The 24,548-nt window shown below is 60.1% G+C and carries 35 protein-coding genes; 17 read left to right on the top strand and 18 right to left on the bottom strand.

All coding sequences use genetic code 11. The annotated features are described in order from the left end of the window. Positions 1–47 precede the first annotated feature (47 nt). The 7 genes from FFI94_RS18955 to FFI94_RS18985 form a co-directional block, all read right to left on the bottom strand. The gene (locus FFI94_RS18955) at positions 48–950 is read right to left on the bottom strand and encodes a hypothetical protein (protein WP_138869194.1); all 903 of its coding nucleotides are present in this window, start codon (positions 948–950) and stop codon (positions 48–50) included. Continuing rightward, a complete protein-coding gene (locus FFI94_RS18960) occupies positions 947–1,336 on the bottom strand; it encodes a hypothetical protein (RefSeq protein WP_138869195.1) in 390 nt (129 codons plus the stop codon). The genes FFI94_RS18955 and FFI94_RS18960 overlap by 4 nt, the downstream gene beginning before the upstream one ends. A 290-nt stretch (positions 1,337–1,626) precedes the next feature. Next, positions 1,627–2,007: a helix-turn-helix domain-containing protein gene (locus FFI94_RS18965; protein ID WP_260684204.1), complete on the bottom strand. Its 381-nt coding sequence runs from the start codon at positions 2,005–2,007 to the stop codon at positions 1,627–1,629. Positions 2,008–2,045: 38 nt separating this feature from the next. After that, positions 2,046–2,402 carry an excisionase family DNA-binding protein gene (locus tag FFI94_RS18970; RefSeq protein ID WP_138869196.1) on the bottom strand — a complete coding sequence of 119 codons (357 nt, stop codon included), beginning with the start codon at positions 2,400–2,402 and terminating at the stop codon, positions 2,046–2,048. 64 nt (positions 2,403–2,466) lie between these two features. Continuing rightward, the gene (locus FFI94_RS34775; protein ID WP_138869197.1) at positions 2,467–2,643 is read right to left on the bottom strand and encodes a helix-turn-helix domain-containing protein; all 177 of its coding nucleotides are present in this window, start codon (positions 2,641–2,643) and stop codon (positions 2,467–2,469) included. Further along, positions 2,644–2,898 carry a DNA-binding protein gene (locus tag FFI94_RS34630; protein WP_313905539.1) on the bottom strand — a complete coding sequence of 85 codons (255 nt, stop codon included), beginning with the start codon at positions 2,896–2,898 and terminating at the stop codon, positions 2,644–2,646. A 165-nt stretch (positions 2,899–3,063) separates the two neighbouring features. Continuing rightward, positions 3,064–3,375 (bottom strand): hypothetical protein, encoded by a 312-nt coding sequence (locus FFI94_RS18985; protein WP_397495468.1) that lies wholly within the window; start codon positions 3,373–3,375, stop codon positions 3,064–3,066. Positions 3,376–4,083: 708 nt separating this feature from the next. Here FFI94_RS18985 and FFI94_RS18990 point away from each other — a divergent pair. From FFI94_RS18990 to FFI94_RS33770, 3 genes are all read left to right on the top strand, one after another. Further along, positions 4,084–4,461: a hypothetical protein gene (locus FFI94_RS18990; RefSeq protein ID WP_138869199.1), complete on the top strand. Its 378-nt coding sequence runs from the start codon at positions 4,084–4,086 to the stop codon at positions 4,459–4,461. A gap of 208 nt (positions 4,462–4,669) precedes the next feature. After that, a complete protein-coding gene (locus FFI94_RS33765) occupies positions 4,670–4,843 on the top strand; it encodes a hypothetical protein (RefSeq protein ID WP_185993250.1) in 174 nt (57 codons plus the stop codon). Positions 4,844–5,420: 577 nt separating this feature from the next. Next, a complete protein-coding gene (locus FFI94_RS33770) occupies positions 5,421–5,591 on the top strand; it encodes a hypothetical protein (protein WP_185993251.1) in 171 nt (56 codons plus the stop codon). A gap of 703 nt (positions 5,592–6,294) precedes the next feature. On the opposite strand, the gene FFI94_RS18995 is transcribed toward FFI94_RS33770, so the two are convergent. After that, on the bottom strand, positions 6,295–6,900 hold the full coding sequence (locus tag FFI94_RS18995; RefSeq protein WP_221937763.1) for a transglutaminase family protein: 606 nt from the start codon (positions 6,898–6,900) through the stop codon (positions 6,295–6,297). Between the two features lie 10 nt (positions 6,901–6,910). Further along, positions 6,911–8,119 carry an LppP/LprE family lipoprotein gene (locus tag FFI94_RS19000; protein ID WP_138869201.1) on the bottom strand — a complete coding sequence of 403 codons (1,209 nt, stop codon included), beginning with the start codon at positions 8,117–8,119 and terminating at the stop codon, positions 6,911–6,913. 109 nt (positions 8,120–8,228) lie between these two features. Here FFI94_RS19000 and FFI94_RS19005 point away from each other — a divergent pair, with 109 nt between their 5' ends. Next, a complete protein-coding gene (locus FFI94_RS19005; RefSeq protein ID WP_138869202.1) occupies positions 8,229–8,576 on the top strand; it encodes a nitroreductase/quinone reductase family protein in 348 nt (115 codons plus the stop codon). 4 nt (positions 8,577–8,580) lie between these two features. On the opposite strand, the gene FFI94_RS19010 is transcribed toward FFI94_RS19005, so the two are convergent. Further along, complete coding sequence (locus FFI94_RS19010; protein WP_138869203.1) at positions 8,581–8,976, bottom strand: PPOX class F420-dependent oxidoreductase; 396 nt, start codon at positions 8,974–8,976, stop codon at positions 8,581–8,583. Between the two features lie 127 nt (positions 8,977–9,103). Here FFI94_RS19010 and FFI94_RS19015 point away from each other — a divergent pair, with 127 nt between their 5' ends. The 3 genes from FFI94_RS19015 to FFI94_RS19025 all read left to right on the top strand — a co-directional run bounded on the left by FFI94_RS19015 (position 9,104) and on the right by FFI94_RS19025 (position 11,819). Further along, on the top strand, positions 9,104–10,324 hold the full coding sequence (locus tag FFI94_RS19015) for an inorganic phosphate transporter (RefSeq protein ID WP_138869204.1): 1,221 nt from the start codon (positions 9,104–9,106) through the stop codon (positions 10,322–10,324). Positions 10,325–10,329: 5 nt separating this feature from the next. Beyond that, the gene (locus FFI94_RS19020) at positions 10,330–10,671 is read left to right on the top strand and encodes a DUF3349 domain-containing protein (protein ID WP_260684504.1); all 342 of its coding nucleotides are present in this window, start codon (positions 10,330–10,332) and stop codon (positions 10,669–10,671) included. A 239-nt stretch (positions 10,672–10,910) separates the two neighbouring features. Further along, on the top strand, positions 10,911–11,819 hold the full coding sequence (locus FFI94_RS19025; RefSeq protein WP_378659611.1) for an alpha/beta hydrolase: 909 nt from the start codon (positions 10,911–10,913) through the stop codon (positions 11,817–11,819). Between the two features lie 24 nt (positions 11,820–11,843). On the opposite strand, the gene FFI94_RS19030 is transcribed toward FFI94_RS19025, so the two are convergent. Next, on the bottom strand, positions 11,844–12,302 hold the full coding sequence (locus FFI94_RS19030) for a DUF5994 family protein (protein WP_138869207.1): 459 nt from the start codon (positions 12,300–12,302) through the stop codon (positions 11,844–11,846). A 114-nt stretch (positions 12,303–12,416) separates the two neighbouring features. Next, complete coding sequence (locus tag FFI94_RS19035; protein WP_260684205.1) at positions 12,417–12,674, bottom strand: hypothetical protein; 258 nt, start codon at positions 12,672–12,674, stop codon at positions 12,417–12,419. A gap of 155 nt (positions 12,675–12,829) precedes the next feature. Here FFI94_RS19035 and FFI94_RS19040 point away from each other — a divergent pair, with 155 nt between their 5' ends. The 3 genes from FFI94_RS19040 to FFI94_RS19050 all read left to right on the top strand — a co-directional run bounded on the left by FFI94_RS19040 (position 12,830) and on the right by FFI94_RS19050 (position 13,856). Beyond that, entirely contained in the window at positions 12,830–13,060 is a 231-nt protein-coding gene (locus FFI94_RS19040; RefSeq protein ID WP_138869208.1) for a hypothetical protein, read from the top strand. Next, positions 13,039–13,509, top strand: a complete 471-nt coding sequence (locus tag FFI94_RS19045; protein WP_260684206.1) for a hypothetical protein — start codon at positions 13,039–13,041, stop codon at positions 13,507–13,509. Before FFI94_RS19040 ends, FFI94_RS19045 begins: the two co-directional genes overlap by 22 nt. 62 nt (positions 13,510–13,571) lie before the next feature. Next, positions 13,572–13,856, top strand: coding sequence for a hypothetical protein (locus tag FFI94_RS19050; protein WP_138869209.1), 285 nt, complete (start codon positions 13,572–13,574; stop codon positions 13,854–13,856). Between the two features lie 20 nt (positions 13,857–13,876). Here the strand turns inward: FFI94_RS19050 and FFI94_RS19055 are convergent, their stop codons facing one another. Further along, entirely contained in the window at positions 13,877–14,269 is a 393-nt protein-coding gene (locus FFI94_RS19055) for a VOC family protein (protein ID WP_138869210.1), read from the bottom strand. 56 nt (positions 14,270–14,325) lie between these two features. On the opposite strand from FFI94_RS19055, the gene FFI94_RS19060 reads away from it, so the two are divergent. Beyond that, on the top strand, positions 14,326–15,102 hold the full coding sequence (locus tag FFI94_RS19060; protein WP_260684207.1) for an AraC family transcriptional regulator: 777 nt from the start codon (positions 14,326–14,328) through the stop codon (positions 15,100–15,102). Between the two features lie 8 nt (positions 15,103–15,110). Here the strand turns inward: FFI94_RS19060 and FFI94_RS19065 are convergent, their stop codons facing one another. Genes FFI94_RS19065 through FFI94_RS19075 form a run of 3 tightly spaced genes read right to left on the bottom strand, consistent with a single transcriptional unit; the run spans position 15,111 to position 18,029 of the window. Then, positions 15,111–16,220, bottom strand: coding sequence for an LLM class flavin-dependent oxidoreductase (locus FFI94_RS19065; protein WP_138869212.1), 1,110 nt, complete (start codon positions 16,218–16,220; stop codon positions 15,111–15,113). Further along, positions 16,220–17,077 carry a hydroxyethylthiazole kinase gene (gene thiM, locus FFI94_RS19070; protein WP_138869213.1) on the bottom strand — a complete coding sequence of 286 codons (858 nt, stop codon included), beginning with the start codon at positions 17,075–17,077 and terminating at the stop codon, positions 16,220–16,222. The genes FFI94_RS19065 and thiM overlap by 1 nt, the downstream gene beginning before the upstream one ends. Before the next feature lie 43 nt (positions 17,078–17,120). Further along, entirely contained in the window at positions 17,121–18,029 is a 909-nt protein-coding gene (locus tag FFI94_RS19075; protein WP_138869214.1) for a sulfurtransferase, read from the bottom strand. 160 nt (positions 18,030–18,189) lie between these two features. Here FFI94_RS19075 and FFI94_RS19080 point away from each other — a divergent pair, with 160 nt between their 5' ends. From FFI94_RS19080 to FFI94_RS19105, 6 genes are all read left to right on the top strand, one after another. Then, complete coding sequence (locus FFI94_RS19080; protein ID WP_138869215.1) at positions 18,190–18,876, top strand: GntR family transcriptional regulator; 687 nt, start codon at positions 18,190–18,192, stop codon at positions 18,874–18,876. A 200-nt stretch (positions 18,877–19,076) separates the two neighbouring features. Then, entirely contained in the window at positions 19,077–20,240 is a 1,164-nt protein-coding gene (locus FFI94_RS19085; protein ID WP_138869216.1) for an ABC transporter substrate-binding protein, read from the top strand. Then, complete coding sequence (locus FFI94_RS19090; RefSeq protein ID WP_138869217.1) at positions 20,221–21,306, top strand: iron ABC transporter permease; 1,086 nt, start codon at positions 20,221–20,223, stop codon at positions 21,304–21,306. The genes FFI94_RS19085 and FFI94_RS19090 overlap by 20 nt, the downstream gene beginning before the upstream one ends. After that, positions 21,299–22,090, top strand: coding sequence for an ABC transporter ATP-binding protein (locus tag FFI94_RS19095; RefSeq protein WP_138869218.1), 792 nt, complete (start codon positions 21,299–21,301; stop codon positions 22,088–22,090). The genes FFI94_RS19090 and FFI94_RS19095 overlap by 8 nt, the downstream gene beginning before the upstream one ends. After that, complete coding sequence (locus tag FFI94_RS19100; RefSeq protein ID WP_138869219.1) at positions 22,087–22,716, top strand: hypothetical protein; 630 nt, start codon at positions 22,087–22,089, stop codon at positions 22,714–22,716. The genes FFI94_RS19095 and FFI94_RS19100 overlap by 4 nt, the downstream gene beginning before the upstream one ends. Next, positions 22,716–23,405: a hypothetical protein gene (locus tag FFI94_RS19105; protein ID WP_138869220.1), complete on the top strand. Its 690-nt coding sequence runs from the start codon at positions 22,716–22,718 to the stop codon at positions 23,403–23,405. Before FFI94_RS19100 ends, FFI94_RS19105 begins: the two co-directional genes overlap by 1 nt. A 266-nt stretch (positions 23,406–23,671) precedes the next feature. Here the strand turns inward: FFI94_RS19105 and FFI94_RS19110 are convergent, their stop codons facing one another. Further along, positions 23,672–23,884: a hypothetical protein gene (locus tag FFI94_RS19110; protein WP_138869221.1), complete on the bottom strand. Its 213-nt coding sequence runs from the start codon at positions 23,882–23,884 to the stop codon at positions 23,672–23,674. Beyond that, positions 23,881–24,402, bottom strand: coding sequence for a hypothetical protein (locus FFI94_RS19115; RefSeq protein WP_138869222.1), 522 nt, complete (start codon positions 24,400–24,402; stop codon positions 23,881–23,883). Before FFI94_RS19115 ends, FFI94_RS19110 begins: the two co-directional genes overlap by 4 nt. Between the last annotated feature and the right edge of the window lie 146 nt (positions 24,403–24,548).

The raw sequence follows: 24,548 nt of genomic DNA on the forward strand, positions 1-24,548 counted from the left end.
GAAAATGCCCCAACCTCTTGAGGTTGGGGCATTCGGCGTGGCGCACTCTAACTGGCCAGCGAGATTCTGAATCCGTTTCTTGCCCTGTTGCCGAAAACCGGCGCGTCAACCTCAGTATCGCCGGTTGTGGCTTCCGCGAGAAGCCGCTGATTGAGTACCTCATAAACACCAGATGCGGCCATCAGGTCGCGGATCGTTGACCCCAGCGTTAGGCCAGCATCCGACAAGGTTTCCATTGACCTGTCGGGCTCGACTGCTTTATGACCGGACAGGCCACTGACGGCTGAGATCGTCCAATTATTGTCTGGGTCATGCAATGCAGTCGTTACCACAACACTGTCATTCTCGGTCATCTGCTCAAGGACCGAGTCGATGGTGTCAGTCTCCAGGCAGGCAATAACAAGTGCTGTGCCATCCTCGGCTGTCCCCCAGCGACGAATCTTCTCAGCACCGACTTTTTCATGCCGAGTCGTTGCAAGGAATTTGAGCGCGACATGCTTTCTCCACTCCTCGTCCGGACCAAGCGCGTATCGAAGCCAGAAACCATCTGGGGTGCGCGTCTGCAGATGAGAAATGACGGTCGAGAGATCGTTGGGTACGTCAATCGGCACAGGAGGTGAAGCCTTGAAGAGTCGCTTCCATACCTCAGCCATCACCTCGGGAGCGCCGTACTTTTCTCGGGGGATCGTCTCCCAACTCTGAGGATTGTCGCCGTCAACCTTCACGATGAGATGAGTCGCGGCGTTCGCGCCTTCGTCGAGGGCGAGGTATATCTCACCGGTCTCGGCATTTTCTTCAGCGACGATTGCCGAGAATCGTAGGTCTTCCATGTCATCGAGTGCTGTCACTCGGTCGCCAACGCTGACTGGACCGTCTGCCCAACTCCTGAGAGCGACGACCTTGCCACCGCGTGCGAGGTCGTTGAAATCGACCAAAACTGTCGTTGTCACTTCATCCCCTTCGCAGGATTCGGTTCGGGCTCTCCGAAGCATCCAATCAGTCGCTCAACTGCTTCATCCGACACGTCAGACCCAAATTCCACATGGTGGTGGTTCGGATTCGCGCCGTCAGACAGTTCCAGAGTAAGCGAAAAACCAGCTGTATACAGCGAATTTACCATGGCAACCATCACTTGACCGTTCTTCAGCCCAACAGAAGCTCGCAACACAACGTCATCACGAGAATCGCCCGGAAGCCACAGTTCAGCTTGCACCGAAATGACGTTGCCCTTATTTCGCTCGTTTGCGTTCGAGAGCTTTCTTCGGATTGCTTCTGGAGTGCAACGCATCCCACCTAGAACTGCAACTCCACGTGCGTCTTTCGCAAAGGCAGTCATGCACTCTGGCTCGGCCGTCTAAAGCGGACACTAGGACCTGCCCATGCCAACTCAGGCACAAGCCTATAATTCGTCATGTCGACACTTCACCTGTCGGCCGGGCCTCGGAGATGTTTGCCGCATCTGCCGAGGCTGATCTTCACAATCCGAAAATCATCGCATGCCACAAACTGCAAGCATCATCCGAACCGACTTTTCGGTCGGAGACCAGACGCCTTGCCCTCTGCTTGAATCAGCAATCCGACGCCTTCGGCGAACTCGACCGAGTCAACCGATAGAGATTGCTCGACTCAGTTCTGTCTAATTCCGTATTTGCTGGTCGGGCGCCGTTGAAACCTGTCGGCATCGTCGCGATGGATTCGCCATGTGCCGTTCGGGGTGGTGACTTGATATCCGACGAGTCCGGTTCCTGCGGTGATCTGCTCACTGGCGAGGAGTCGTAGGACTGTCTTCTGATGAATGCGCAGATAATCTGCGGCTTCTTTGACTGTCATCCAGGCATGCGAGTCTTCAGGTCTCGCCGCGAGTCCCTGTGCAGTCGATGCCATCGCCGAACTGCCACGTTCTGCCAACAGTTCGGCGACCAGCTCGGCTACCAGAGGACGCATCACATTGCGAATGACGTCGACGAGCTCGGTAGGAATCTCAAGTGGGATCTGATTCTGTTTCATTCGCGGACGGTACCCGCGGTCGGAGTAATAAGGTCCCGTCAACGCCGACGTCTCTTGTTTGGCTTCTCGCCTCGGATGTACAGCTCGACATCATCCCTATTGATTCGCCAGCTCGCCTTGGGTCCCGACTGATATCCGATCATCTGCTTGGTTCTCAACAATCTGAGGACCGTGAGCACGGAGCAGCCCATGTACTCCGCGACCTCGCTGGTGCTCATCCACTGCTTAGCCTTGGGCGTACGCGTCGGCAATGGAGTTGGTGTTGCCGCAGTGAGTTGCGCACTAATCCCGCTGTCGCGAAGCTGCCTAGCCAGTTCAGGGATCAGTGGTCGGAGGACATCGCGGATCGCCTCAGCGTCCCCACCCTGAAGGTCGATGGTGATCTCAAGTTTCATACATCCATCGAATCCGGAAGCTCGACTATTTGCGACCCCAATTTACGTGGCCGCAGCCAGATGCCTATCCCCTACGTCGAGACGCAATGAACGCGTCAAGATCCTCTGGTGCGATTCGTCGCTTGCGCGGCGAAAGCATGATGCACGGCAGCTCGCGACGCCGGCACATCCGGGCATCTACCGCTGCGGACACGTTCAGTATTTCGCCGGCCTCGGCGGAGGTGAGAAGTGGTCGAGTCATTCAGCACTCACGCTCGCGAATCCCTGCAGCTTCCTGCTCGGCAATCCAGGCGAGAATGACGCTCTTACGCCAGACTCTGCGTCGGCCAAGCTTGAAGCTCACCGGCCCTTTGCCGATGTGCGCCCAGTAGAGCCAGGTTCCCTTGGGGGCACCGGTGGCGATTTGGCACTGAGGCGCTTGCCAGAACTCATCTCCGTCCGGCGCGATGGTCAGGATGGGCCTCTTTGCAGGTACCCCGTTTTCATCTGGTCTCATCGCTCAATGATCTGGCTCAACCCGTCGGCGGGTGTACGGTTCCGCGAAAATCGTGCATCGCCGATGGGGCAAACAGCCATTCCGTCCGCAGAGCGTCCGCAGCACTACCGGTACACGACAACGCAAGCAGTCACTACCAACGATAAACATGCAGGTCAAAGGGACTCAACCAACATTGCCAACGCACACAAACGCCCAGGTGGTAATCCGAGCTCTACTACGACGTGTAACCCCGGTGGAGTAGCTGACCTGCACAGTAGTTCGTAGGTCCAGCCCTCCGTCCGCAGTACCTATAGCCGAGTCCACCCGCTTCGTGATCACAGCATCGATCGCCAAGCGGGTGGACTCGTCTGCGTCCGGCCACAGATGGCCGTAGACATCGAGCGTCGTCTTCGCACTCGCGTGCCGCATCCGAGCCTGGACCGTCTTGATGTCCGCGCCGGACGCAATGAGCAGCGACGCCAAGTAGTGATGCAAGTAGTGATGCAAGTCGTGTCGAAATCGCTGAACTCATCCGGTAGACCACGCGCCGCCCCGGGTGAGGCTAACTGCCACTGCCACGAATTGAACGGCTCTTGTGGAGAGGGCCTATTCGTCACCATTCCAGCGCTGGCAGATCCGGAAGGCGATGACATTGGCGAGAACGCCAGAGTCGGCGGTCAGAAGGAATTCGAAAGATGCAATCGCCACGGTAGGGACTCCTCGATGATCGAGAGTGAGTGCCCGGCCCACAACCGGCAGCGATTTGGCTTTCGCCGCATGTGGGGTTGGGCGGTGGGGTGTCCCGGAACGATGAACAGGATGCCCGCCCCCGCGTTCAGACGGCCGATCATTTAACGGCTTGCAGAGGATGGCATCCCGTTCGTCATCCACACTAAACGTGGAGCCGTGGTCAAAATGACCACAGTTGGCGCGCGATGGACATTGCGCCGGAGGATGGGGTGCTCAGCCGGGTCGATGATCGGATGCTGCACCGCGCCGGGATCATCCAGTTAGCAAAGCTTTTGGCTCGGCAGCATCCGGAGTATCGAGGGCTGACCGGAAAACGAGTAGACACCCCTCGTCGATCAGGGCATATTCAGGCTCGATATCGCGAAGTCCTTTCACGCGCACAAGCGTTCCGGCTTGGCGACGTAAATGATGCGCACCTAGCGCACGCATCGAGAGAGCGAAAGGCAGCTTGAGATGGGAGCAGACGCTTACCTTTATGCGGTCGGCCCGGTTACCGACGACGAACTTGCCGCAGCCAACAAGTACATGCTCGGGCGCGATCACGGATTCGGTGACAACTGCGAGGGCGAGTACCTGATGAGGAGCGAGTACCCACCTGAATATGATCGGATTGAATTTCACAACGCGCGACGACTCTACGATCGGGAGTACACCAAAGGGAATTGGCCAATCATCTACGGGGCCATACGACTGATGCAGACGGCTTTTCCTCAATGCCTCATCCACTACGGAAGTGATGGCCTTGACGACTGTCCTGTGGTGACCGATGAACTAATGGACGAGATCTGGGAGCTCTACTTGGGGCCGGATGGGAAGCGACCGGGATATTAGGTTTCACCAGCAGGCTTAACGGCACCGCCCGTGGTAAGCCAAGCAGAGCGCGGGTAGTGAATGAAATCATCTTGTCGGTGGTCGACGATACATTTTTCCCGTGCGTAATCTAGTGGAGTTCGCCGAAGAGCTGGCAGCTGTCGTCGATCCGATCACCGATGATGAGGGTCGTCGCTCCCACAGAATCTCGTTTGACTGTGGAGAGCCGATGTCTGTCATTCAGATGGCGGTGGGCAGTGCTGCCATCAATCACTTTCCGATTCCTGATCGACTCCTTGATGAGGCGTGGTATTGGGGCATTGAGCTGAATGGGGTTCGTCCTCGCGCGCAGGCCAAGTTTCGGCAGTGGATAGCCGAACTCCGAACACTCGCCAGTCCGTGAGTGACGTTGCCGCACCTGCACATCTGTGCCGGCGCATGAAGGCAAGCTGAAGTATGAAGGCCGGGAAAGGATCCCGGTTCCGTATGACACGCACCTCGCTCATCCGGGCGAGGTGTTTTGCTGTGGCTTCTGTCGTCGATATTGCGATGCTCGTCGACAACTTCACGCCGACACCTAGGGACCAACCCTGACCCGGCGGGAGTCGGCCAAATCGTCAGCAAAGCAAAAAGATACGCACCGCTGTCGAACTCGATTCGCTACAGCGCCTCGCGTGCACCGACTTGCCTATATAAGCGTCCGCACACGTGTTGCACTCCTTCGCGAAGTGGCCACTACCGTTCACCGCGCTATTTCTTCCGCTTGTCGACCTGACACGCAAGTGGGACTTAAGTCCCTTAGCTATACATACCAGACGGAATATTCTTGCTTGTGTACGGACTTCGTGGACCGATGTGCTTCAGCCCGGGGGACGTGCAGGCCTTGCCGGATCGACCGCAAAGTCGCCCCGGCAAGGCCCCAGCATCTGTTCCTCCCACTCCGACGGTTGGACAGAACAGCATTGATTGCGAGAGTAGCCATGCCCAAAGAACATCGAACCAGTAGCGACATCGCAATCATTGCAGTCGCTGCCGGCACCACAGGCGGGTTCATGTGCGGCGCAGGCTACGGTCCGGTTGCGGCGATCACGGTAGGCGGTTTTCTCGCGGGCGGATTTGCACTTGCGAGGTACGTGATCAAAGGCCGTTGACCGCTGCCGGACATCCGCGGTGCATGTCGGCGCAGCTAGCCGCGACACCCCCTGATCGAGCCTCCGCTCGATCACTCTGAACGCGCAGCCTCGTATGCAGGCGGGCGACGCACTCACTCTTGGGTGCAGCCACCCAGGAGTTGTTACAACCAGGCGCGCTGCGCCCTTTCCTGCTCAGCGTGATTGATGGCGCGGCCCAACCAGACTGCGAGGAAGGCCGCGGTTGCCGTCCAGCCCGTCAAAATTTCAACAATCATCATGCCGTGATTGTGACATATGTCTGGTATCTGTAACTACAGATCGGGTCGATATGTAACGCGGCTCACCGACGAGGTCGGCAACCGAACAAACGAAAAAATAGGTATCGCCCTAGGTAATTCAGCCCGCGCACACAGAGCCTTGCGCTGACAGGGTCAAAACGTACCGACAACGTGATCGAAGGTGGCGGCAACGATGAACCTCAGAGATCAACTGGACACTTGTCAGTTTCTACTGAACCGTGCCCAACTCGCGGGGGACGTCGACGCCGTTCGGCGGCTCTCAGAACGTCGACTCATGCTGGTTAAGCAGCTAGCCAGCATGAGAGCTCACCTCCGCTTGGTGTAGGTACCGCAGTCGGGCCGCCGTCATTGCGGCCCGGCTGCGATAGTCGCAATGTTCCCCCTCGGTCGAATTGTCCACGTAGAGACCGGTCCAGCAAGATTCACGCGTCCAGTGCAGTCGGCAAGCCGCCGTCCAGGAGGTCGAGCACGTTGGTCGCACCACGAAGTGTGTCGACAACGCACGCCACTGGTGACGCGAACACCTGCGGGTAGTCGATCTCCCCCACAGTCGGATCGACCGGCCACGCAAGCCGTTCCGTGCCGAGCGAGAATTCTGCGTCGACTCCAACCTTGTTCCCTCGCGGATCTTGGCGATGCCAGGATCCTTCGAGATAGATCGCGACCAAGCCGTGAAGCACGAACCCGTCACGATCCGCGAGTCGCTGGTAGCAGAGGCCCGTGGGGATGCCCTCGGATCGCAAAAGCGCAGTGAGCAAGTGCGCCTTGGCATAACAGAGCCCCACTCGCGCATCGAGAACCTCGGTCGCGGTCAACGTCACTCTCGGATCCTGAACATCGTTGGAGTGCCCGACATTATCTCGCGCCCATTCGAATGCAGCCTTGGCGAACGCTGTTTTGTTGTCCGACGCCTGGCGTAACTGTTGCGCCAAAGATCGAACAGCCGGGTCGTCAACGTCGATAATCTCGTCGTGCCCCAGGTAGTTCTGCGGAACTCCCACGTCAAGCATCAGTTTTCGAATCGACATCTCCAGAACCCTAGTTACAGCCGCTGATATCCAGCAGCTCGGCCGGCAGATCGTTCTGCATGACAACCTCGTTTCCGTCCCAGACGAATGTTGCGGTCGCCAAGCCACTCGGATTTGCATTCGAGTCCCTACCGCGCGGCCACCTGTACTGCACTGTTGCACTCTCACTGGTGGAATCGACAACGGTAGTGAATCCGAACGCACAGGACGTCGCAGTTCCGAGGTACTCGCCTCGATGAAAGAACATCACATGTTCCGGTGAACTGCCCGTACCTCCCTTGGTTTCGGCTAGGGCGTAGCTCAGATCCGCACACGGATCAAAGTTTGTGTCCCCCAGAAAGATCCATTCGATGTCAGGAATCCTGGGGTCGGCAGGAACTCGCGCGACGCCATTCGTGATCGCAATGTTCGGAGACTCGGTACCGCACTTGACGGTTGACGCGGTTGCGGGATCGACAGCATTGGCGCCACAGAGCCACGGCCACCCTGCCAGCTGTCCGAGATTCTGCGGCTCCGCACTGTAGGTTTCCTCTTGCCCGAACATCGAGCCGTCCCCGAACTGGCCGCCGTTGGCAGCTCCATAGGTATACGAGGTGACCTTCATCGATGGCTGCGCGGTGGATCCGCCGTATGGCGAGGTGAGATTCCAGACCTCGATCGGTCGATCGGTGTCGCCCGTGCAGCGGACCGCAGTCTCGTATCCCTCGCCCCTGTGCAACGTCCACTCAACTGGGTTGCCTTCGTACAGCGAGACCGGCGGCGACATCACCGCAAGCGTCGAGTCCCCCCACGACCAGACCTTGTACGCGGCGCTGCCACCGAGATCGGATGTCGCGATGATTACTTCGGCCCCCGGACGCCCGTCGATGTCCCACGCTCCGACAAATCCACCTGTTCGTTGAACCGCCGGATCCGAGAGCTTGGCGGACTCGGTCCCCGCCACCTCGGCTTCGATGCCGGCCATCGTCAGAACAACAATCCGATCGTCGACTCGACCGATCGAGTCGTCGTTGCCGTCTCCATCGACGTCGACGGTCGCCACATCGATGCAGCGCAGTCGTCCCGCACAGACGTCGGGTGCGGTTGCCTCCGGCGTCGCCGCGCTGGAGGTTTCCGGGCTCTCCCCCGCCATCGCAGCCCCGTCTACCGATTCCGATCCACAGGCAGCGAGGACCACTACCGCCGACGCACACACCAAAACAGCCAACGTAGTTCTCACATTGCCCCCTGATCCGATCACCGTGGATATCGAGAATCATAAAAGTCACCCTGAGATAAGTAGGGCTAGGCTCGCGAAGGCACCTTCGACATAACCAAGGACGGACTCTATGAACACTTTCCAGAAGTCTGCGGCCGCGATCAACAAGGTTGTCCTCGCGGCGATGCGAGTGCCGCTCATCGAGAAGCTCATCGGCGGCTCGACGGCCCAGATCACCTACACCGGACGCAAATCCGGAAAGACCTTCACCTTGCCTGTGTCGTACCGCCAGAGGAACGACGAAGTGCTCATCAGAGTTGCACTTCCCCAGAAGAAGAACTGGTGGCGCAATTTTCTGAATGAGGGCGGTCGGATGCGCGTCAATATTCGGGGAATCGATCGCACAGGCCATGCGGTGAGTACCCGGGACGAGAAAGGAAACGTGTCTGTGAAGGTAACCCTGGACCCGGTCAGCTGAGCAACTACGGCTCCAGGGTGACGACGACGCCAACGTCACCGTAGGGGAATGAGCCCTTGCCGATATGGCCGAGGACGTTGAAGAATTTCGAAATCGGCACCATCACACCATATTTCGCTTTCACTTTACTCTGAATCTCGTCGAAGTCGGAACCTGAGCGCACTAAGGTCGCGACCCCGCGGACCGGCACAGCTCCGGGTGTCACTTTGCCCCGGCTGTTACACGGCACCACCGTGACCTGCGGATTGTTCCGCAACCGTTTTGCCTTACCGGATTTCGAGGACGTCCAGAACCCGATGCGACCGTCGGACAGCGGGACGACCCAGGTGGGCGTCACGACGCCGTCGCCGCTCTTTCGGAAGGTTGTTACCGAGATCGTTTTCTCTTCGCCGAGGGACATCGACCGAGCGTATTCCTGTTCCACTGAGGTGGCCACAGAAACAGCCACAGAAACACTCGACTCGCGCCGTGAAACTCGTGCGGCCGGGTCCGTTTCACCCGCCCTTCCTGCGGGAACATCAGTACACGTGAATGCGGAACTGATCGTTCTCCTCGTTGTTGTTGTCACCGCGCTCGCATTCGACTTCACCAATGGTTTTCACGACACCGGAAACGCGATGGCTACCTCGATCGCTACGGGTGCGCTCCGCCCCAAGGTTGCTGTCGCCCTCTCCGCATCACTCAACCTGGTCGGGGCCTTCCTCTCCGTCGAGGTGGCCGCGACTGTGGCCAAGGGCGTGGTGAATCTCGGAAATGTCGGCGGCCCAGCACTGCTGACGATCGTCTTCGCAGGCCTTGTGGGCGGCATCATCTGGAACCTCGCCACGTGGCTGCTGGGCATCCCGTCGAGCTCCTCACATGCATTGTTCGGTGGCTTGATCGGCGCAGCAGTTGCCTCGTTGGGCATGAATGGCGTCGCCTGGAACGGCGTCCTGAGCAAGGTCGTCATCCCGGCTGCGTTGGCACCCCTGGTCGCTGGCCTGGTGGCGGCAGCCGGCACGTGGCTCGTCTACCGAATCACGTCGAAGGTCCGCGAGGATACCCAGGAGCGAGGTTTCCGTTTGGGCCAAATCGGTTCGGCCTCACTGGTTTCCCTCGCTCACGGGACCAACGACGCTCAGAAGACCATGGGCGTCATCTTCCTGGCGCTGGTCGCGCACGGCACCATCTCCGCTGACGCTCCGATGCCGTTCTGGGTCAAGTTGACGTGTGCGCTCGCGATCGCGGCCGGCACTTATCTCGGCGGGTGGCGGGTCATCCGTACACTCGGCAAAGGTCTGGTCGAAATTGCGGCGCCGCAAGGCATGGCTGCCGAAGCATCCTCTGCTGCAATAATTCTCACCTCCAGCCACCTCGGCCTCCCGCTATCCACCACCCACGTGGCGACGGGTTCGATCCTCGGAACCGGGCTCGGACGCAAAGGAGCTACGGTTCGCTGGAGCGTCGCAGGCCGCATGGGTATTGCTTGGTTGATCACGCTCCCCTCCGCCGCAATCGTGGGAGCTGCGTGTTGGGGCCTGGTAAATATCGTCGGTGGATTACCTGGTGTGCTCGTGGTTTTTGCGATCCTCATCGCGATGGCCGCCTGGATGTACATCCGCTCCCGCAGGGCGCCGATCGATTCCAGCAACGTCAACGCCGAATGGGACGACGCGCTCGTTCCCACCGAAGTTCCCGCCGAAGTTCCCGGACCGGACTCCGAAATCCCCACCGTCACCACGGCCCTGCACCTACCGAACCGAAAGTGACCACATTGCCCCCACCGATCCCGTCACTGGCTCAGTCGATCCTTGCGTGGCTACGCGCCGGTTATCCGGAAGGTATCCCACCGAAGGATCGAATCCCGCTGATCGCCCTGCTGCGACGCCGACTCACCGATGTAGAAGTGCGTGAAATCGCGATCGGCGCCGCGCTCGCGGAATTGATCGACGAAAACAGCGACCAGGTAATCCGAGGTGACGAGATCAGCGCTCAAATCACGGATGTGACCAGCCAGAACGCCTCCGACGAGGACATCGCACGCGTTGCGGCAGTCTTGTCCGCAGCGGGATGGCCGCTCGCCGATCTCGACACAGACGCAGATTCAGGGACCTGAACTGTGTACGGCATTCGCCCTATTTCTGTATCGAAGCAGTAACGGATACGCGATACCGCCGTACCGACCGCTCCATGTTCGCCAGAGTTGAACGACTCGGGGGCACAATCTGAAATCTCGGGGCACACCACTAAGGGGCGGGAGTGGCTGGAATGCGAATTTTCCGAAGAGGCGTATCAAAACAGTTCAGGCGGGCGCGGTCAGGGTCGGCGGTACTGGCACTGACAATTCCATTGGCGATGGGCCTGATCGGATCTTCGACCGCGACTGCGGCACCGGTTCGAACCGCACAATCGGGCGGCTACGAAGAAGTCTTCGTCGACTCCTCGATGGGGCCAATCAAGGTTCAGATCCAGTGGGCATCCCGTGGTGGCAACGCTGCCCTGTACCTGCTCGACGGCCTCCGCGCTCGCAATGATCGCAACGCGTGGAGCTTCGAGACAAACGCATTCGATCAGTTCCGCGAGAACAACATCACGTTGGTGATGCCGGTCGGTGGCCAGTCCAGTTTCTACTCCGACTGGTATTCCACCAGCAACCTCAACCGCCAACCCGTCACATACAAATGGGAAACATTTCTCACTCAGGAACTTCCCGCATACCTCGACACCCGAGGCGTTTCGCGCACCAATAACGGTGTCCTCGGCCTCTCGATGGGCGGCAGCGCAGCACTGACCCTGGCCGCCTACCACCGTGATCAGTTCAAGTTCGCGGGATCGTTCTCCGGGTACCTCAACATCTCCGCACCCGGTATGCGTGAAGCCATCCGGGTCGCGATGATCAGCGCCGGATCCTTCAACGTCGACGCGATGTGGGGCCCACCGTGGAATCCGGCCTGGCTGCGCAACGATCCCCTCGTTTTTGCACCGGAACTCAGAGGTCTGTCGATGTACATCTCGGCGGCAAGTGGATTGCCCGGCGAACTCGACAAACCCCGACGCCCGGTCGACTTCGTCAACACCGGCAGCGCAATGGGACTCGAAGCACTCGCCTTGCTGAACACCCGAGCGTTCCAGGTGCGTCTCAACACACTCGGCATTCCTGCCACTTTCAGCTTCCCGTCCAACGGAACCCATTCGTGGCCGTACTGGGGTTCGGAACTGTGGAAGGCGCGCGGTCAGATCCTCGACACACTCAACGCTTGGTGAGTTCACCAGTGACACATACCCGACTCACTGAACCCGATAGGTGTCTCCCCGAGCAGGATCCACCAGAATCCGCATGATGTCGTACGCCCGATCGGGATCGACGTACGGCGGAATCATCATCAACACGAGTTGCCGACCGTAGATGTCGTCGAGATACATCAAATCTGCGGGTTGACCTGGATACGGACCTCGAACTTCGAGTCCGTCGACCTCGTCGATACGACGCTGCACAGTACTCACCGTGTTCCAGTCGAATGCAACGCGTGTAATCGGCCCTAGGCGCAGTGAGAGTGCTGAAATCAGATCGTGGAGCTCCGCTGTGACGTTGGTGGTCCATGGGAACCAAGCACCGTCGACATGCGACTTCACCGCGCCCTGACCCCGTAGTAGGAACCGCGGTGTTCGGGTAGGCGAGGGAAATGGTTGACCTGGGTGTCGCGGTTGCGTTTCCAACCCGAAGTCGACTGTGTTCGTGTGCGCCATGACGGACGCCCCTTAGAAAAAATGGTCATGGGACCGTCAGGCAAACGCCGGATCATGAGACCCATGTAGTCCACGGTACTCCGTCCAGGCTGTCCGAAATCTCCTGCGCGCCGTTCAACCGCCCAATTCGGCGATCATCTGGCTCAATGACGCAGCAGCCAAAGTCAATTCACCTTCGACAGGTGATTTTCCGCCGGACGGAAGTCGCTCGCTGAGTTGCTCCCGGGTCACCACTGAGATGCCGTCGGATTGGAACCCTTCCTCATGGGGCTCGAAGACTGTGATGCCGCCATCGACGGCCACCAGTTCCGCGTGCGGACTACTCCTGAGAAGTGCGCGAAGGTGTTCGGCAGTCACAGTCAGATCGTTCATGAGCGTCTCTTTCGCGTCGACAACTCCACATCCGGGCATCCAGTAGGTACCCACTGGCGGTGACTCGAAATCAGAGCCGGCAATTCCGGTTTCGCAACGCCGGTGACCGGGCACAGCGATCGAGTACAGCGCGAAGACGAATGGACGTGACGGCTATGAGCACGGAGAAGAAGGTATTCCTCGCGACACGTTTGGACGAGTTGATCAGAGACCTCGAAGCGGACGTACCTGCGCCTTCGCCGGGTCCCCCCGGTCATCCCGACGGGTTACTGGTCACAGCACAACGGCATCGGGCCGAGGTGGACACAGCTGACGCCAAGCACATCGACGAAATCATGGGCTTTCACCCGGAGATAGCCGCTGCGTGGTCGAGCCGATCGACGTGATCATGAAGGCGTTGCCGGCGATTCTGGCGAGCGTCGTGATTGTGGGCGTCGTCGCAGTCGGTGCTTATCTCGTGATCCATAAATCGCCGCAAGCCGAGACTTCTCGCACCCTCGCCGATACGCCGGCCGTCATCGACGGGCAACCGACAACGTGCGCCGAGCTGTTCGGCGAGGCGTGCAGCTTCGACTTGCAAACCGAGTACAACCAGTGGGGCCACGCAATCGACAGTTTCGTCCACTCCGGAGTGCTCGGTCCCTACGCACGCAGCGTCGGCTTCGCCCCCGCCGCGAAGCTGAGTCTGCAGGCATGCGGAGTCAGCAGTACCGCAGGCCGAACGGTTTTCGATTTCAACGATCTGGCTCTGACGGATCACCCCGATGCGAGCACGACCGACCTCTTTCCGTTCTGGAACGCATCCCGCCAATTCCTTTGTCCTGCTGTGCCCTAGCTTTCTCCTGATATGTCCGAGTATCGGGACATTTGGTCACGCCCTGCCACATACTGATTTCCATGACAACTGGCGTACCCGAACGCGATCAACGTCAACGCTTGGTGGGATCACTGGCCCAGGTCGTCGTCGGACTGCCGCTAGGCCTGATCGCCGCGGGAGCGCTCTGGCGAACGCTGCCCTTTCAATCCGGGATCGCCGTATTCGTGACCGCCGTCGTGACCACTCTCGCGCTCGCTGCATTCGTGGCCGTGCGCTTTCGAACTTTCCTACCCGGCGCTGTCACCTTCGCGGTATCGGCGACTCTGCTCAACCTGCTCGTAGCAGTCGTCGTTCTCGGACCCTGAAATATGCCGGAAGCGATCGGTCAGAGCGCGGCAAACAGATCGACCGTGTTTCCGTCCGGGTCGAGGAGCACCGCGTAACGCTGGCCCCACACGGCGTCGAAGGGTTCCTTGTGCCCGGCAAAGTCTGCGGTGATTCGTGCGTACGCTTCGTCGACGGCCCCGGGGGTACCGAAATCGAAGGCCAACGCCACGGGATGTCGGCCGGCCGCTGTCGCATAGTCAGGGTCGAAACTCTTGATCGTCGACTCGGCATCCCACGCCAGCCTCAGTCCGCCCTCGAAGGTGAACTCGACGTGCGGGGCATCGGACGGCGTCTCGGGGATCTCGAGGCCCAGGCTGCGGTAGAACGCAAGGGAACGATCGAGATCGCCGGTGACAATTCCGACAAGATCAAGACGAGGTGACACCGACACTGTGTTCTCCTGTTTTCGGTTCGAAAAGTAGTCGACGAGTGTGTGACGATCAAGAGATGACTGCCACGGACGCTCGCACCACACACGGTAGTCGCAGCGCGGACACCGGTCTTGAACAAAACGGCCACATGTACGCGGAAAAACGCATCGATGGCACAGACCTCTTCGGTTGCCTGTGGACAAGCACGTCCAGCGCCGAGAACACCGATGCCGTTCATCGGATCATTCCGGATCTCTGCGCAGACTTCATAGCCGACAGCACGGGCAAAGCCTGGCTGGTCGGGCCGGCGACCGCCGCGGATCTGGTCACGACGACGCCGGGAGTAACCCGGTGGGGAGTTCGAATCAGTCCACCTGCCCTACGTTCGATACTCGGGACCGATGCGGAAGCTGTGCAGGACACCAAAGTCGACTTCGACGGCATTCTCCCCTCCCGAACGGCCCGAATCCTGGCGGACGCGTTGCGTTGCGAACGCGTCGATGCGGCCCTCCTCGAAAAACTGTGGCCGAGTATCTATCCCGAAGAGATGGCCCAGATCGGATATGCAGCATTGACCGCGTCGCCGCAAGCCAAGGTCCGCGACATAGCGGCAGATCTCGGAGTCTCCGAACGACATTTCCGGCGCACAATCGTTGCGTCGACGGGGCTCGCACCGAAGATGATCCAGAAAGTCCAGCGTATGCAGAACATACTGACGTCATCGCGCAGCACGAACGTTCCCTTGGCCGTTCATGCGGCGCACGCCGGATACGCCGATCAGGCTCACCTGTCCCGTGATGTTCAGGCGCTGACCGGCGTAACTCCGACCCAGCTACTGCGCGAGTACCGCTAGAGCAGCACTCAGTCCAGTTCGTCGAATCGCGGAATCAGGTACTCCGACACCCATTTTGCTTCTTCGATCAGCGGCCATCCCGCGAGAATGAGTGCGGTCAGGCCGGTGCGCTGCCGAAGGGTGCGCACCGAATCGGTGATCGAATCGGGGTCGCCAACATAGTAGACCGCCGACGAACCAGTTCCGAAGATATCGAGTGGAGACCACGCGGTAATGCCGGCATAGAGTCCGTCACCGACATACAAGTCTTCAGGTTCGGGGAGCCGACCGGCCGCGATTGCATCGACCCACCCTTGGCGCTGCGAGTCGCGGGCGGTGAAGGTCTTGAGATCCTGCGCGCCGTGTGTGCGTCGACGCACCGCGTTGTCGAGAATATCGGCAATCTGCTCGATGCCCGTCTTCTCGAACAGCGATCGGAATCGTTCGAGCGCTTCGCCTTTCGTGGGCCGTACGATCACTCCGGTCAGGGCACCGAAGTCTGTGAATTCGCGTCCAGCGGCAGTTGCCGCGTCCCGCGCGGCCGAGAACTTCTCCTCGATGAAGGACGTTTCGCGGAGCATCGCCAGGTACGTGTCGAGGACCTTGCCTGAATTTGCCAGGCCTGCAGGCGAATCCCCGGTTCCCCACAGCGGAACCTGGTGGCCCACCGGTGCATCGATCCGCAACGGTGTGTTCGGGAAGTTGGACTCGGTGCCCTCGGCGTAGATGCGTCGGAAATCAGCCCAGTACTGCTCGCCCAGTTCGTACCGCTGGTCGTGGTCGACGTTCATGTCGTACTTGGTCAGGATGTTCTCGCGGCCGTTGACCGAGTTGATCATCAACCTGCCGCCGCTGAAAGCGTCGAAGGTCAGTGCCTTCTCGGCCAGCAAACGTGCCGGTGTCATGTTCGCGTAGATCGCGACCAGGAACTTCATGCGACTGGTATGAGCTGCTGCCCAGGTCGCGGAAATGAACGGATCATTCGGCCAGGTGGCTACCAGTGCACCTTCGAATCCGCCGTCGTCGATCGTCTTGGCAAGTTCGATCTGCCGCGCGCCGTCCACCGGGTACAACCCGCCGGGGCTCCACGGGTAGTCACCGTCAGCCTGGGTGAGGTACCAGAAAGTCTTGACGCTCATCAGTTCTGCACTCCGGCCGGCAGTTCGAAGGATTCGACGCGAGCTCGCGCGCGAATGGTGTCGGCGTCTACGGCGTAGAGCGCGTCCAGGTAGGCAACCGCAAACGATCCTGGGCCGGTGGAGTTCGCCTCAGCGATCTCGGACGCAACGGCAACGTGAGTGTGGGCCGCAACAAGTCCTTCCAACGGAGTCGGTGCCACAGCAAGATACGCAGCAACAAGGCCACCCAACGAGCATCCCGTGCTGGTGACACGGGGAAGAAGTGCGCTGCCGCCCGAAATCTTGACACCGACGACGCCGCCGTCACGGTCGCGCCCGACAACGTAATCGACCGGACCCGAAGCAGATACGGCGTCCGCGTACTTCAACAGAGCGAGCGCTGCCGGAACAGCGTCGACCGAATCGGACGCGCTGTCGACGCCACGGGTATCTCCGCCCAGACCGGCGAGCGCGATGATCTCCGACGCATTACCGCGGATTGCGGTCGGACGGAACTGAAGGAGGTCCACGGCAATCTCGCTGCGCCAGGGCAATCCACCGACACCGACCGGGTCGAGAACCCAGGGTGTGCCTGCGGTCTGAGCTGCTTCGGCAGCAACACGGAAAGCTGCGGCAGTCGCGTCGTCAGGAGTGCCGAGATTGACCAGAACTCCCCCGGCGATCGCTGCAAAACCGGCCGCTTCGTGCACATTGTCGATATGCGCATTGCTTGCCCCTGCCGCCAGAAGAACATTGGTCAGGAAGTTGGCCGAGACGATGTTGGTCAGTGATTGAACGAGCGGCACCTGCGCACGAAGCGCCTCGAGCGCCGAGACAACAGTTTCTGCAGAAATATCGGCCGTATTGATGTCAGACATGAATTTTCCTTCGAGAATGTGAGGTCGGTACGGGGCCGGGCGATCAGGACTCGCGACATCGATCGCTGTCGGTGGGCCCGGTTCCCGCAACCATCGGCAAGGTGGGATCAGCTGTCCATTCCTCGAGGGAACCGTCGTATACCTTGATGGCGTCGTAGCCGCTCATCACCAGGCTGAGCGCGGTCAGGCACGCGGAAACGCCTCCGCCGCAATAGATGATGATCGGAGCGACACTCGCCGACAGCACGTGCGCCCGCGACGCGAGATCGGTGGCCGGCAGCATCAATCCGTTGTCGTCCAGCAGGCTTTTTGCCGACAGATTCCGGCTTCCCGGGATGTGCCCACGCCGCGAATATCTCGTTTTCTCGGTTCCGGCAAATTGTTCGGGGGCCAGCGCGCAGACCAGGGTGCCAGGCTGCTCGCCGGTCGAGACCGCTGCAACATCGTCGCGATCAGCCCACAGGTCCAGATCGGCAACGTCCCAGGCCGCAACAGACTGCGCCGGTGTTCGTTCTTCCCCGGATTCGACCGCAAATCCGTGCCACGTCCAGGCGGCGAGTCCGCCGTCGAGTACCCGCGCACCGATTCCCGCGTTGCGCAGCACCCACCACAGCCGCGACGCCCAGGTCATCGAGCCTTGGTCGTAGATCACGATCGTTGCGTCCGCCCCGATCCCGGCCGCTGCCAGGTCGAGTGCCAGTTGTTCGGCCGTGGGCTTGGTGAAATGCAATGATGCGCCGCGGTCGGAGAACGTTGTCATGAGATCGACGTGGCGGGATCCCGGAATATGAGCCTCGGTCCAGCCTGCGTAGCCCGACTCGGGGCGGTAGTCACCGTCGAAGCGCGCTGGCGGGAAATGCACCGTGACGTCGAGAACCACGACGTTGCCGCCGGGCAACAGCTGCGACAGTGTCTCACTGTCGATCAACGGTGTGACCGAAGTTTGTGTCACCGACGCACCTCTTCCGTAACTGCAACCACGTGAGCTGAAACCCACCGAACCGAAACCAACGTCCACGAACTTATGTGAGTACTAGCGTATACGCAAGTACTCACGCGTTGTCAGTGGCATAATCAAACGCGCTTCACTCACGAAGAAGGAACGGGGAAACATGGGCGTCGAGGAAACCACGACCAGCGCAGACATACTGGTGCCGGAGGCAGCACTGGGACGTTCCGACCAGACTTCCCGCCAGTACCTACGCTTGCGCGCCGACATCCTCGACGGAAAGTTCGCCCAGGGCGCCCCATTACATGAAACCCAATTGTGCGAAACCTACGGCGCTTCCCGCACTCCTATCCGGGAAGCCCTCAATTGGCTTGCGCACGACGGCCTTCTCGAGCGCGCCGCCCGCGGATTCCGCGTACGCTCCGGGACCCCCGAAGACGTGATCGAAATCTATGCTGCGCGAGTGGCTTTGGAGTCCGAAGCCGCCGGGGCGGCCGCACTGCGCCACACCGAACTGGATCTTGCACGCCTCGAAGGGCTTCACGAACAGTGCTGCACGGCCACCGACGGCGCCGCGGTTCGGGCCGGCAATTTCAAGTTCCACGAAGCACTCTGGCAGTCTGCGCACAACGCCACGATCACATCACTTCTGATCAGATTGACTACCCAACTACGGATCTACGACAGCGGCCCGCCGTCCAACTACGGTGAACCCGACCTGCTGAACTCCGAACATCAGGACATCCTGGCCGCAATCCGCGGTCGCGACGAGAAGTCCGCCCGCGAACATATGCGGGCTCACCTCGAACGCAGTCGTGAGCAACGCATCAAAATGTTTGCAGGTCGCTGACCCGCCAGCACTGACTCACCAGCACTACTGACAACACGACCGCTCGATCCGTCAGACGGATGGAGCGGTCTTTGTCATGTCTATCGCGCCACAAAATTAGGCAAGTCAACCCTTAGCAAGGCTATGCTAGCTTTACTTCCGCTAGAAATTGATTTCAGTTTTCGATAACCATCACCACGCCAAGTCTTTTCGGAGAAACCATGCCCCCGAAGCACACCCCATCCCCTCTTGCCGGCGCCCTGACGCGGCGCCAACTCATCCGCTCGATGGGCGTCGCAGCGGCAGCACTCGGAGCTTTCGGCGTTACAGCGTGCTCGTCTCGGACGCCGGTGTCCGAGACTGCGTCGACCGGCCCCAGCACCGGTCCGTTTACCGTAGTGGATCAGTACCAGAACACGATTACCTTCGACACCCCGGTCGGCCGGATCGCGTCCGCAATCATCCCCGTTCCGTCGATGATTGCCGGTTCCGATCAGTCGATCTCGCGCAACGTCGGCGTCAACTCGAGCGCGATCTCGCTTGCCAAGAACGGCATGCTCGGAGTGATGTTCCCCGAATTCCTCAATACCCCAGTCGTTTCGGGACCCGACTTCGTCCCGAACGTCGAACAGATTCTCTCCCTCAACCCGGATGTCGTCATACAGTGGGGCGACAAGGGCGACGACATTGTTGCGCCACTGCGCAACGCAGGCCTCAAGGTCATCCTCCTCAAGTACGGCACGCAGGAAGATCTCGAAGCCTGGATCAACATCTTCGGCGACCTTCTCGACAAGAAGGAAGAAGCGCAGGAAATCCTCGCGCGCATGGCAACTGACCGCAAGACCGTCGAATCCATTGCCGCTGCCAATACGGCCAAGGCGCCTCGAGCGATGTACTTCTACAGCACTCCCGAGACCAAGGTGTCCGCCGACAACACGTACATGGACTTCTGGATCACCCTCGCCGGCGGCAAGAACGTCGCCCGCGGCGCCGGAAAAGGCACGAGCGTAGCCGTCACCAAGGAGCAGATCCTCACGTGGGATCCCGAAGTCCTGGTTCTCGGAAACTTCGACGCGGCCACCCCGCAGGACATCTACGACGACCCCAACTGGGCATCGTTGAGCGCGGTGAAGAACAAGCGCGTCTACAAGGCGCCGATCGGCGGATTCTCGTGGGATCCCCCGTGCAACGAGTCGAACCTGATGTGGCTCTGGGTCGCTGAGATCTTCTATCCCGAAGCGAAACTCGATCTCGATCTGCGCAATCGTATTCGTGAGACGTACACGTCGCTGTACGCCTACGACGTCACCGACGCCGAAATCGATCGCATCCTGCATCTCGAGTCCAATCAGGTGAGCACCGGATATGACTCGTTCCGCGCTTGAGCCCAACCCGGCAGCCTCCGATAGCGAGAAATCCGCCGGAAGGTCCTCCCGGTACAAAGCTTTCGCCGTTCCACTGATCTTGACGTTCGGAATCCTCGCGATCGGCCTGGCAGCCCTTGCCATCGGCCGGTACACGATCCCGGTCAACGAGGTCGCCCGGATCCTCATCGATCGGGTGATCCCACTCGAGCAGACCTGGACCGATGTCGAGTCGCAAGTTGTTCTCGGCGTGCGGTTCCCGCGACTTCTGCTCGGAATGCTGGTCGGCGGCGGCCTCGCCCTGGGTGGTTCCGCCCTGCAAGCAGTATTCCGGAACCCTTTGGTAAGCCCTCAGGTTCTGGGCGTCTCGTCCGGAGCTTCCTTCGGCGGAGTCCTTGTCCTGATGCTCGGACTCGGTTCGGCATTCCTGGTCGGTGGAGCATTCATTTTCGGTATCGCCGCCCTGATCATGGTGATGGCGATCGGAAAAACCCGTTCCGGCAGTTCGATTCTCATGATCGTGCTCGGCGGCGTGGTAACCAGTGCGTTTTTCTCGGCACTGGTCTCGTTGATCACCTACCTCGCCGATCCGTACAGCACACTTCCGTCAATTGTCTTCTGGCTCATGGGCTCTTTGGCCACTGCCGACATGGGCAAGGTGGCAATTGCCGCCGTTCCCATCCTTCTCGGCAGCGCGGTCATCCTCGGGTTGCGCTGGCGAGTGAACATCCTCTCGCTCGGCGACGACGACGCCGCGTCGCTCGGTGTGAAACCGCACCGGCTGCGCATGCTGCTTCTGGTCATGGTGGCGTTCATGACGGCAGGTGCAGTCGCTGTGTCCGGTGTCATCGGCTGGGTCGGCCTGGTTGTCCCGCATCTGGCCCGGTTGTGGGTCGGCCCGGACCACCGCATCTCGATGCCGACGACGTTTGTTCTCGGAGCTGCGTACCTCACGGTGATCGACACGCTGTCGCGCACGATCAGTCCGGGCGAGATCCCACTGGGAATCCTGACGGCAATCATCGGTGCGCCGGTATTTGTCGTTCTCCTTCGCAACTCGAGCAGAAGGGCGTTCATCGATGCTTGAACTGGTTGACCTCGGATTCCGGTATCCCGGGCAGGACTGGGTATTTCGCCACACGAACCTCACCATCACGTCGGGCTCGATCACGTCGATCCTCGGTCCCAACGGCAAGGGCAAGACCACGCTGCTGCGGTGCATTGCCGGGCTGTCCACCCCGGAGGAAGGTCGGGTGCTCGAGCACCCGAACATCGGCTACGTCCCGCAGGCCACGGGTTCCAGCTTTGCCTACACAGTCTTCGACATGGTGCTGATGGGCCGAGCGAAAAAGGTTTCGACCTTCGGGGTTCCCAGCAAAGCTGATGTGGCACTGACTCGTACGGTACTCGAACGAGTCGGCATCGATCATCTCGCGACATCGAATTTCACCGAACTGTCCGGTGGGCAACGACAACTGGTCCTGATCGCCCGTGCACTCAACACCGACTGCACCTTCATGATCCTCGACGAACCCGTCTCGGCGCTCGACCTCCGAAACCAGGCGCACGTACTCGGGCTTCTGCGTGAACTCGCAGCGGAAGGAATGGGCATCCTGCTGACCACACATCACCCCGATCACGCGCTCCATCTCGGCGGCGACGCGGTAATCATGTTCAGCCCCGAGGAGATCGTCGTCGGCCGAGTGGAAACTCTCGTGACGGGCGAAACCCTGTCGCGGCTCTACGGCATCGACGTCGTCACCGACACGGTCGACGACCGCGGGAAGCCCCGCACCGTGGTCTACACCCGCTACGACAATTTTGCGGCGGCCGGAAACGACCTTCGCCTCACAGAAAGTTCGCTCACATGACCGCCGCAACACACGCAACAACTCCGGTTCTGCACTTCGTGATGGGCTCCAACGCCGGTATGGCCGGCGGCACGTCGGACACGGCTGTCGTCCGCAACGTCGACCTCTACGAACTCGACGCACTGGACTTGACCAGTGTCACCGGACTCATCGTCAACGGCAACTGCGATCAGATCTACTTGGAACGACGCAAAGACGTCCTCACGGACTTCGTCGTAGGCGGCGGCCGGATCGCGATCATGGGGCATCCCCTGACGGATTTTCTTCCCGGACTGGGACAGTGGCGCAAACTGCAGTACTCCGGCCCCAAGGATCTGGCAATCTCGGCCGGTAGCCCCCACCCCGTCTGGGAAGGAGTCGATCCCGCCGATCTCAGTTTCCGCAAGGAAGTCTCCGGCTTCTACGGGCGCGGCTACAGTCAGAAACTTCCGGACAACGCCATCGTCACCAACTACATCGGCCGTCACGGCCTGCCTGTCGACTACGTCTACCCACTCGGCAATGGCGAAGTGCTGGTACACGCAGGAATCGATCTGGCTGTGTTCCAGTCCGATCCGAATACGTCCGCACGTGTCTACCCCCAGCTGCTTTCCTGGCTTGCTCAGCTCGACCGAACGGAAATCTGATGACCACCACCGAAACGACAACCCTCGAAGCATTCAACCGCACCGACCGCGCTCCCCTGTCCACTCGCAACCTCGCACTGGTGCACGGCGGCTCACACTTTCATCTCCAGACGCTCAAGGATCCGGCCGTTGTCGCGCACCAGCCGGACTTCCATTACCTCGCCGACCTGCAGCCTGGCGACCTTGACGACGTCACGACGCTGATTCTCGCCGATCGCTTGCATCCGGAGCTACTCCGCAAGCACGCCGCCGAGTTCCTGGCAGTCGCCGAACGCGGTGGCACACTTGTCGTGCTGGGTGAAAATGCCGCGCACACCTGGCTTCCCGGCGTGACCTGGAGCCCGCGTCCGACCAACTTCTGGTGGTGGCGAACCGGCGAGGATCCGTTGATCCGTACACGCAGCCACGACCACGAATCGTGGAAGTATCTCACCACGAAGTCTGTGATCTGGCACCACCACGGCCTCCTTCATACCGACGCAGACGTTGTCCCGCTCCTGATTTCGGAGGAGCCTGACGCAAACGGCAATCCACATGATGCCGGCATGATGCTCTTCGAGGACACCACCTCGACGCCTGGTCGTATCATCGCCACGACACTGGATCCGACGTATCACCACGGCAACAACTTCATGCCGGGCTCGACGCGCTTCCTCTACGCACTGCTGCGCTGGGTCGACCACACCTGATCGTTCGCCAATCGAAGAACGGTGCCCGCATCAATGTATTTCATTTGATACGGGCACCGTCAGGTCGTTACCCGAATGGACCAGCACGTAGCCATCACCCAATGGGTATACATAGTCGAGAGGCAGCTGCTCTCGGCCGATGCGAGTAGTGACGACGGCTCCAGCCGGAAGTTTCTGCGGGTATCCGCGAGCGTAAAAACCCGAAACACCCTTGCGGGTGGTCAATTCCGCGGCGTCCACCCCCTGCCACACCGGGTGCGGTTCACTCAGGCGATGCGACCACCGGAAGACGCAATGGCCGTCAAGCGCTCTCGTCGCCGTTCGAGGAAGATCTGATCGCAATCCGAGCTGACGACAAGTGCATCGATCGTGGACAGATCGAGATCGTCGAAGGTGTAGAGGTCGACGTATCGAACTCGCGAATCGCCGGGATAGGTGGATCCCGCGCGCATCACGAGATTCACGATGGACGAGGTCACTGCGAAACCGTGCTCGGGACCACGTCGTAGATCTGGTCAGCCGGACTTGCCATGACACGATCGGTCATCTCGAGCTTCAGCACGACCAACCGTGCGTCCTCCTCGGTTGTTCTGTCGGCCTTTCCGACAAGCTCGATGAATTCGTCGACCACAATTCCTTCACGAATGATCAGCGTCACGCTCTGGTCGCGGTAGTCGATCTGGAAAACGTACTGCGCCAACGTGTTACCACGCTCCGGACGAGCAAGCGCCTTGTCGACGGTGTATCGCCCCTCCGTGACCGCGCGGGTGACCAGTTCGAAGGTGTCGCGCACGCCGGGTCCGCCGTGTGACGTTGTGATGACCAGTTCGCGGCGCTCGACCGGTCCGTCCACGGCCAACTCCCCGAGCGCGCGCTCGATCACCTTGTAGGCGTGTGCAACGCCTCCCGGAGCGAGGGGACCGTGGTATCGCAATGCGTCGTCGAAGGTGAAGTCGAGGATTGTTCCCTGATCGATCACGGAGAGAGTGTTGGTCATGATGTTGTCCTTACAGATTTTTGGCTGAAGTTCGAAATCCACGGCATGAAGCCGGCGAGGAATTATTCGGTTGTGGGCATGAAATATGCACCGTAATGCGACATCGGGTCCAATGTGGCAACTACCAACGTACCTCCGGACGTACC

Source organism: Rhodococcus sp. KBS0724, assembly GCF_005938745.2.
Taxonomy (GTDB): Bacteria; Actinomycetota; Actinomycetes; order Mycobacteriales; family Mycobacteriaceae; genus Rhodococcus_F.

Bases quoted from the DNA above. Each gene is read 5' to 3' on its own strand.
- FFI94_RS18965 (WP_260684204.1), bottom strand. From the start codon at position 2,007: ATGAAACAGAATCAGATCCCACTTGAGATTCCTACCGAGCTCGTCGAC.
- thiM (WP_138869213.1), bottom strand. From the start codon at position 17,077: ATGTCTGACATCAATACGGCCGATATTTCTGCAGAAACTGTTGTCTCG.
- FFI94_RS19030 (WP_138869207.1), bottom strand. From the start codon at position 12,302: ATGGCGCACACGAACACAGTCGACTTCGGGTTGGAAACGCAACCGCGA.
- FFI94_RS19010 (WP_138869203.1), bottom strand. From the start codon at position 8,976: ATGTCCCTCGGCGAAGAGAAAACGATCTCGGTAACAACCTTCCGAAAG.
- FFI94_RS33770 (WP_185993251.1), top strand. From the start codon at position 5,421: ATGCCCAAAGAACATCGAACCAGTAGCGACATCGCAATCATTGCAGTC.
- FFI94_RS19035 (WP_260684205.1), bottom strand. From the start codon at position 12,674: ATGAACGATCTGACTGTGACTGCCGAACACCTTCGCGCACTTCTCAGG.
- FFI94_RS19025 (WP_378659611.1), top strand. From the start codon at position 10,911: ATGGGCCTGATCGGATCTTCGACCGCGACTGCGGCACCGGTTCGAACC.
- FFI94_RS18990 (WP_138869199.1), top strand. From the start codon at position 4,084: ATGGGAGCAGACGCTTACCTTTATGCGGTCGGCCCGGTTACCGACGAC.
- FFI94_RS19105 (WP_138869220.1), top strand. From the start codon at position 22,716: ATGACCACCACCGAAACGACAACCCTCGAAGCATTCAACCGCACCGAC.
- FFI94_RS19085 (WP_138869216.1), top strand. From the start codon at position 19,077: ATGCCCCCGAAGCACACCCCATCCCCTCTTGCCGGCGCCCTGACGCGG.
- FFI94_RS33765 (WP_185993250.1), top strand. From the start codon at position 4,670: ATGTCTGTCATTCAGATGGCGGTGGGCAGTGCTGCCATCAATCACTTT.
- FFI94_RS19005 (WP_138869202.1), top strand. From the start codon at position 8,229: ATGAACACTTTCCAGAAGTCTGCGGCCGCGATCAACAAGGTTGTCCTC.
- FFI94_RS19065 (WP_138869212.1), bottom strand. From the start codon at position 16,220: ATGAGCGTCAAGACTTTCTGGTACCTCACCCAGGCTGACGGTGACTAC.
- FFI94_RS34630 (WP_313905539.1), bottom strand. From the start codon at position 2,898: ATGAGACCAGATGAAAACGGGGTACCTGCAAAGAGGCCCATCCTGACC.
- FFI94_RS19090 (WP_138869217.1), top strand. From the start codon at position 20,221: ATGACTCGTTCCGCGCTTGAGCCCAACCCGGCAGCCTCCGATAGCGAG.
- FFI94_RS19100 (WP_138869219.1), top strand. From the start codon at position 22,087: ATGACCGCCGCAACACACGCAACAACTCCGGTTCTGCACTTCGTGATG.
- FFI94_RS18970 (WP_138869196.1), bottom strand. From the start codon at position 2,402: ATGAAACTTGAGATCACCATCGACCTTCAGGGTGGGGACGCTGAGGCG.
- FFI94_RS19040 (WP_138869208.1), top strand. From the start codon at position 12,830: ATGAGCACGGAGAAGAAGGTATTCCTCGCGACACGTTTGGACGAGTTG.
- FFI94_RS18995 (WP_221937763.1), bottom strand. From the start codon at position 6,900: ATGTCGATTCGAAAACTGATGCTTGACGTGGGAGTTCCGCAGAACTAC.
- FFI94_RS19095 (WP_138869218.1), top strand. From the start codon at position 21,299: ATGCTTGAACTGGTTGACCTCGGATTCCGGTATCCCGGGCAGGACTGG.
- FFI94_RS19115 (WP_138869222.1), bottom strand. From the start codon at position 24,402: ATGACCAACACTCTCTCCGTGATCGATCAGGGAACAATCCTCGACTTC.
- FFI94_RS18960 (WP_138869195.1), bottom strand. From the start codon at position 1,336: ATGACTGCCTTTGCGAAAGACGCACGTGGAGTTGCAGTTCTAGGTGGG.
- FFI94_RS19050 (WP_138869209.1), top strand. From the start codon at position 13,572: ATGACAACTGGCGTACCCGAACGCGATCAACGTCAACGCTTGGTGGGA.
- FFI94_RS34775 (WP_138869197.1), bottom strand. From the start codon at position 2,643: ATGACTCGACCACTTCTCACCTCCGCCGAGGCCGGCGAAATACTGAAC.
- FFI94_RS19060 (WP_260684207.1), top strand. From the start codon at position 14,326: ATGACTGCCACGGACGCTCGCACCACACACGGTAGTCGCAGCGCGGAC.
- FFI94_RS19080 (WP_138869215.1), top strand. From the start codon at position 18,190: ATGGGCGTCGAGGAAACCACGACCAGCGCAGACATACTGGTGCCGGAG.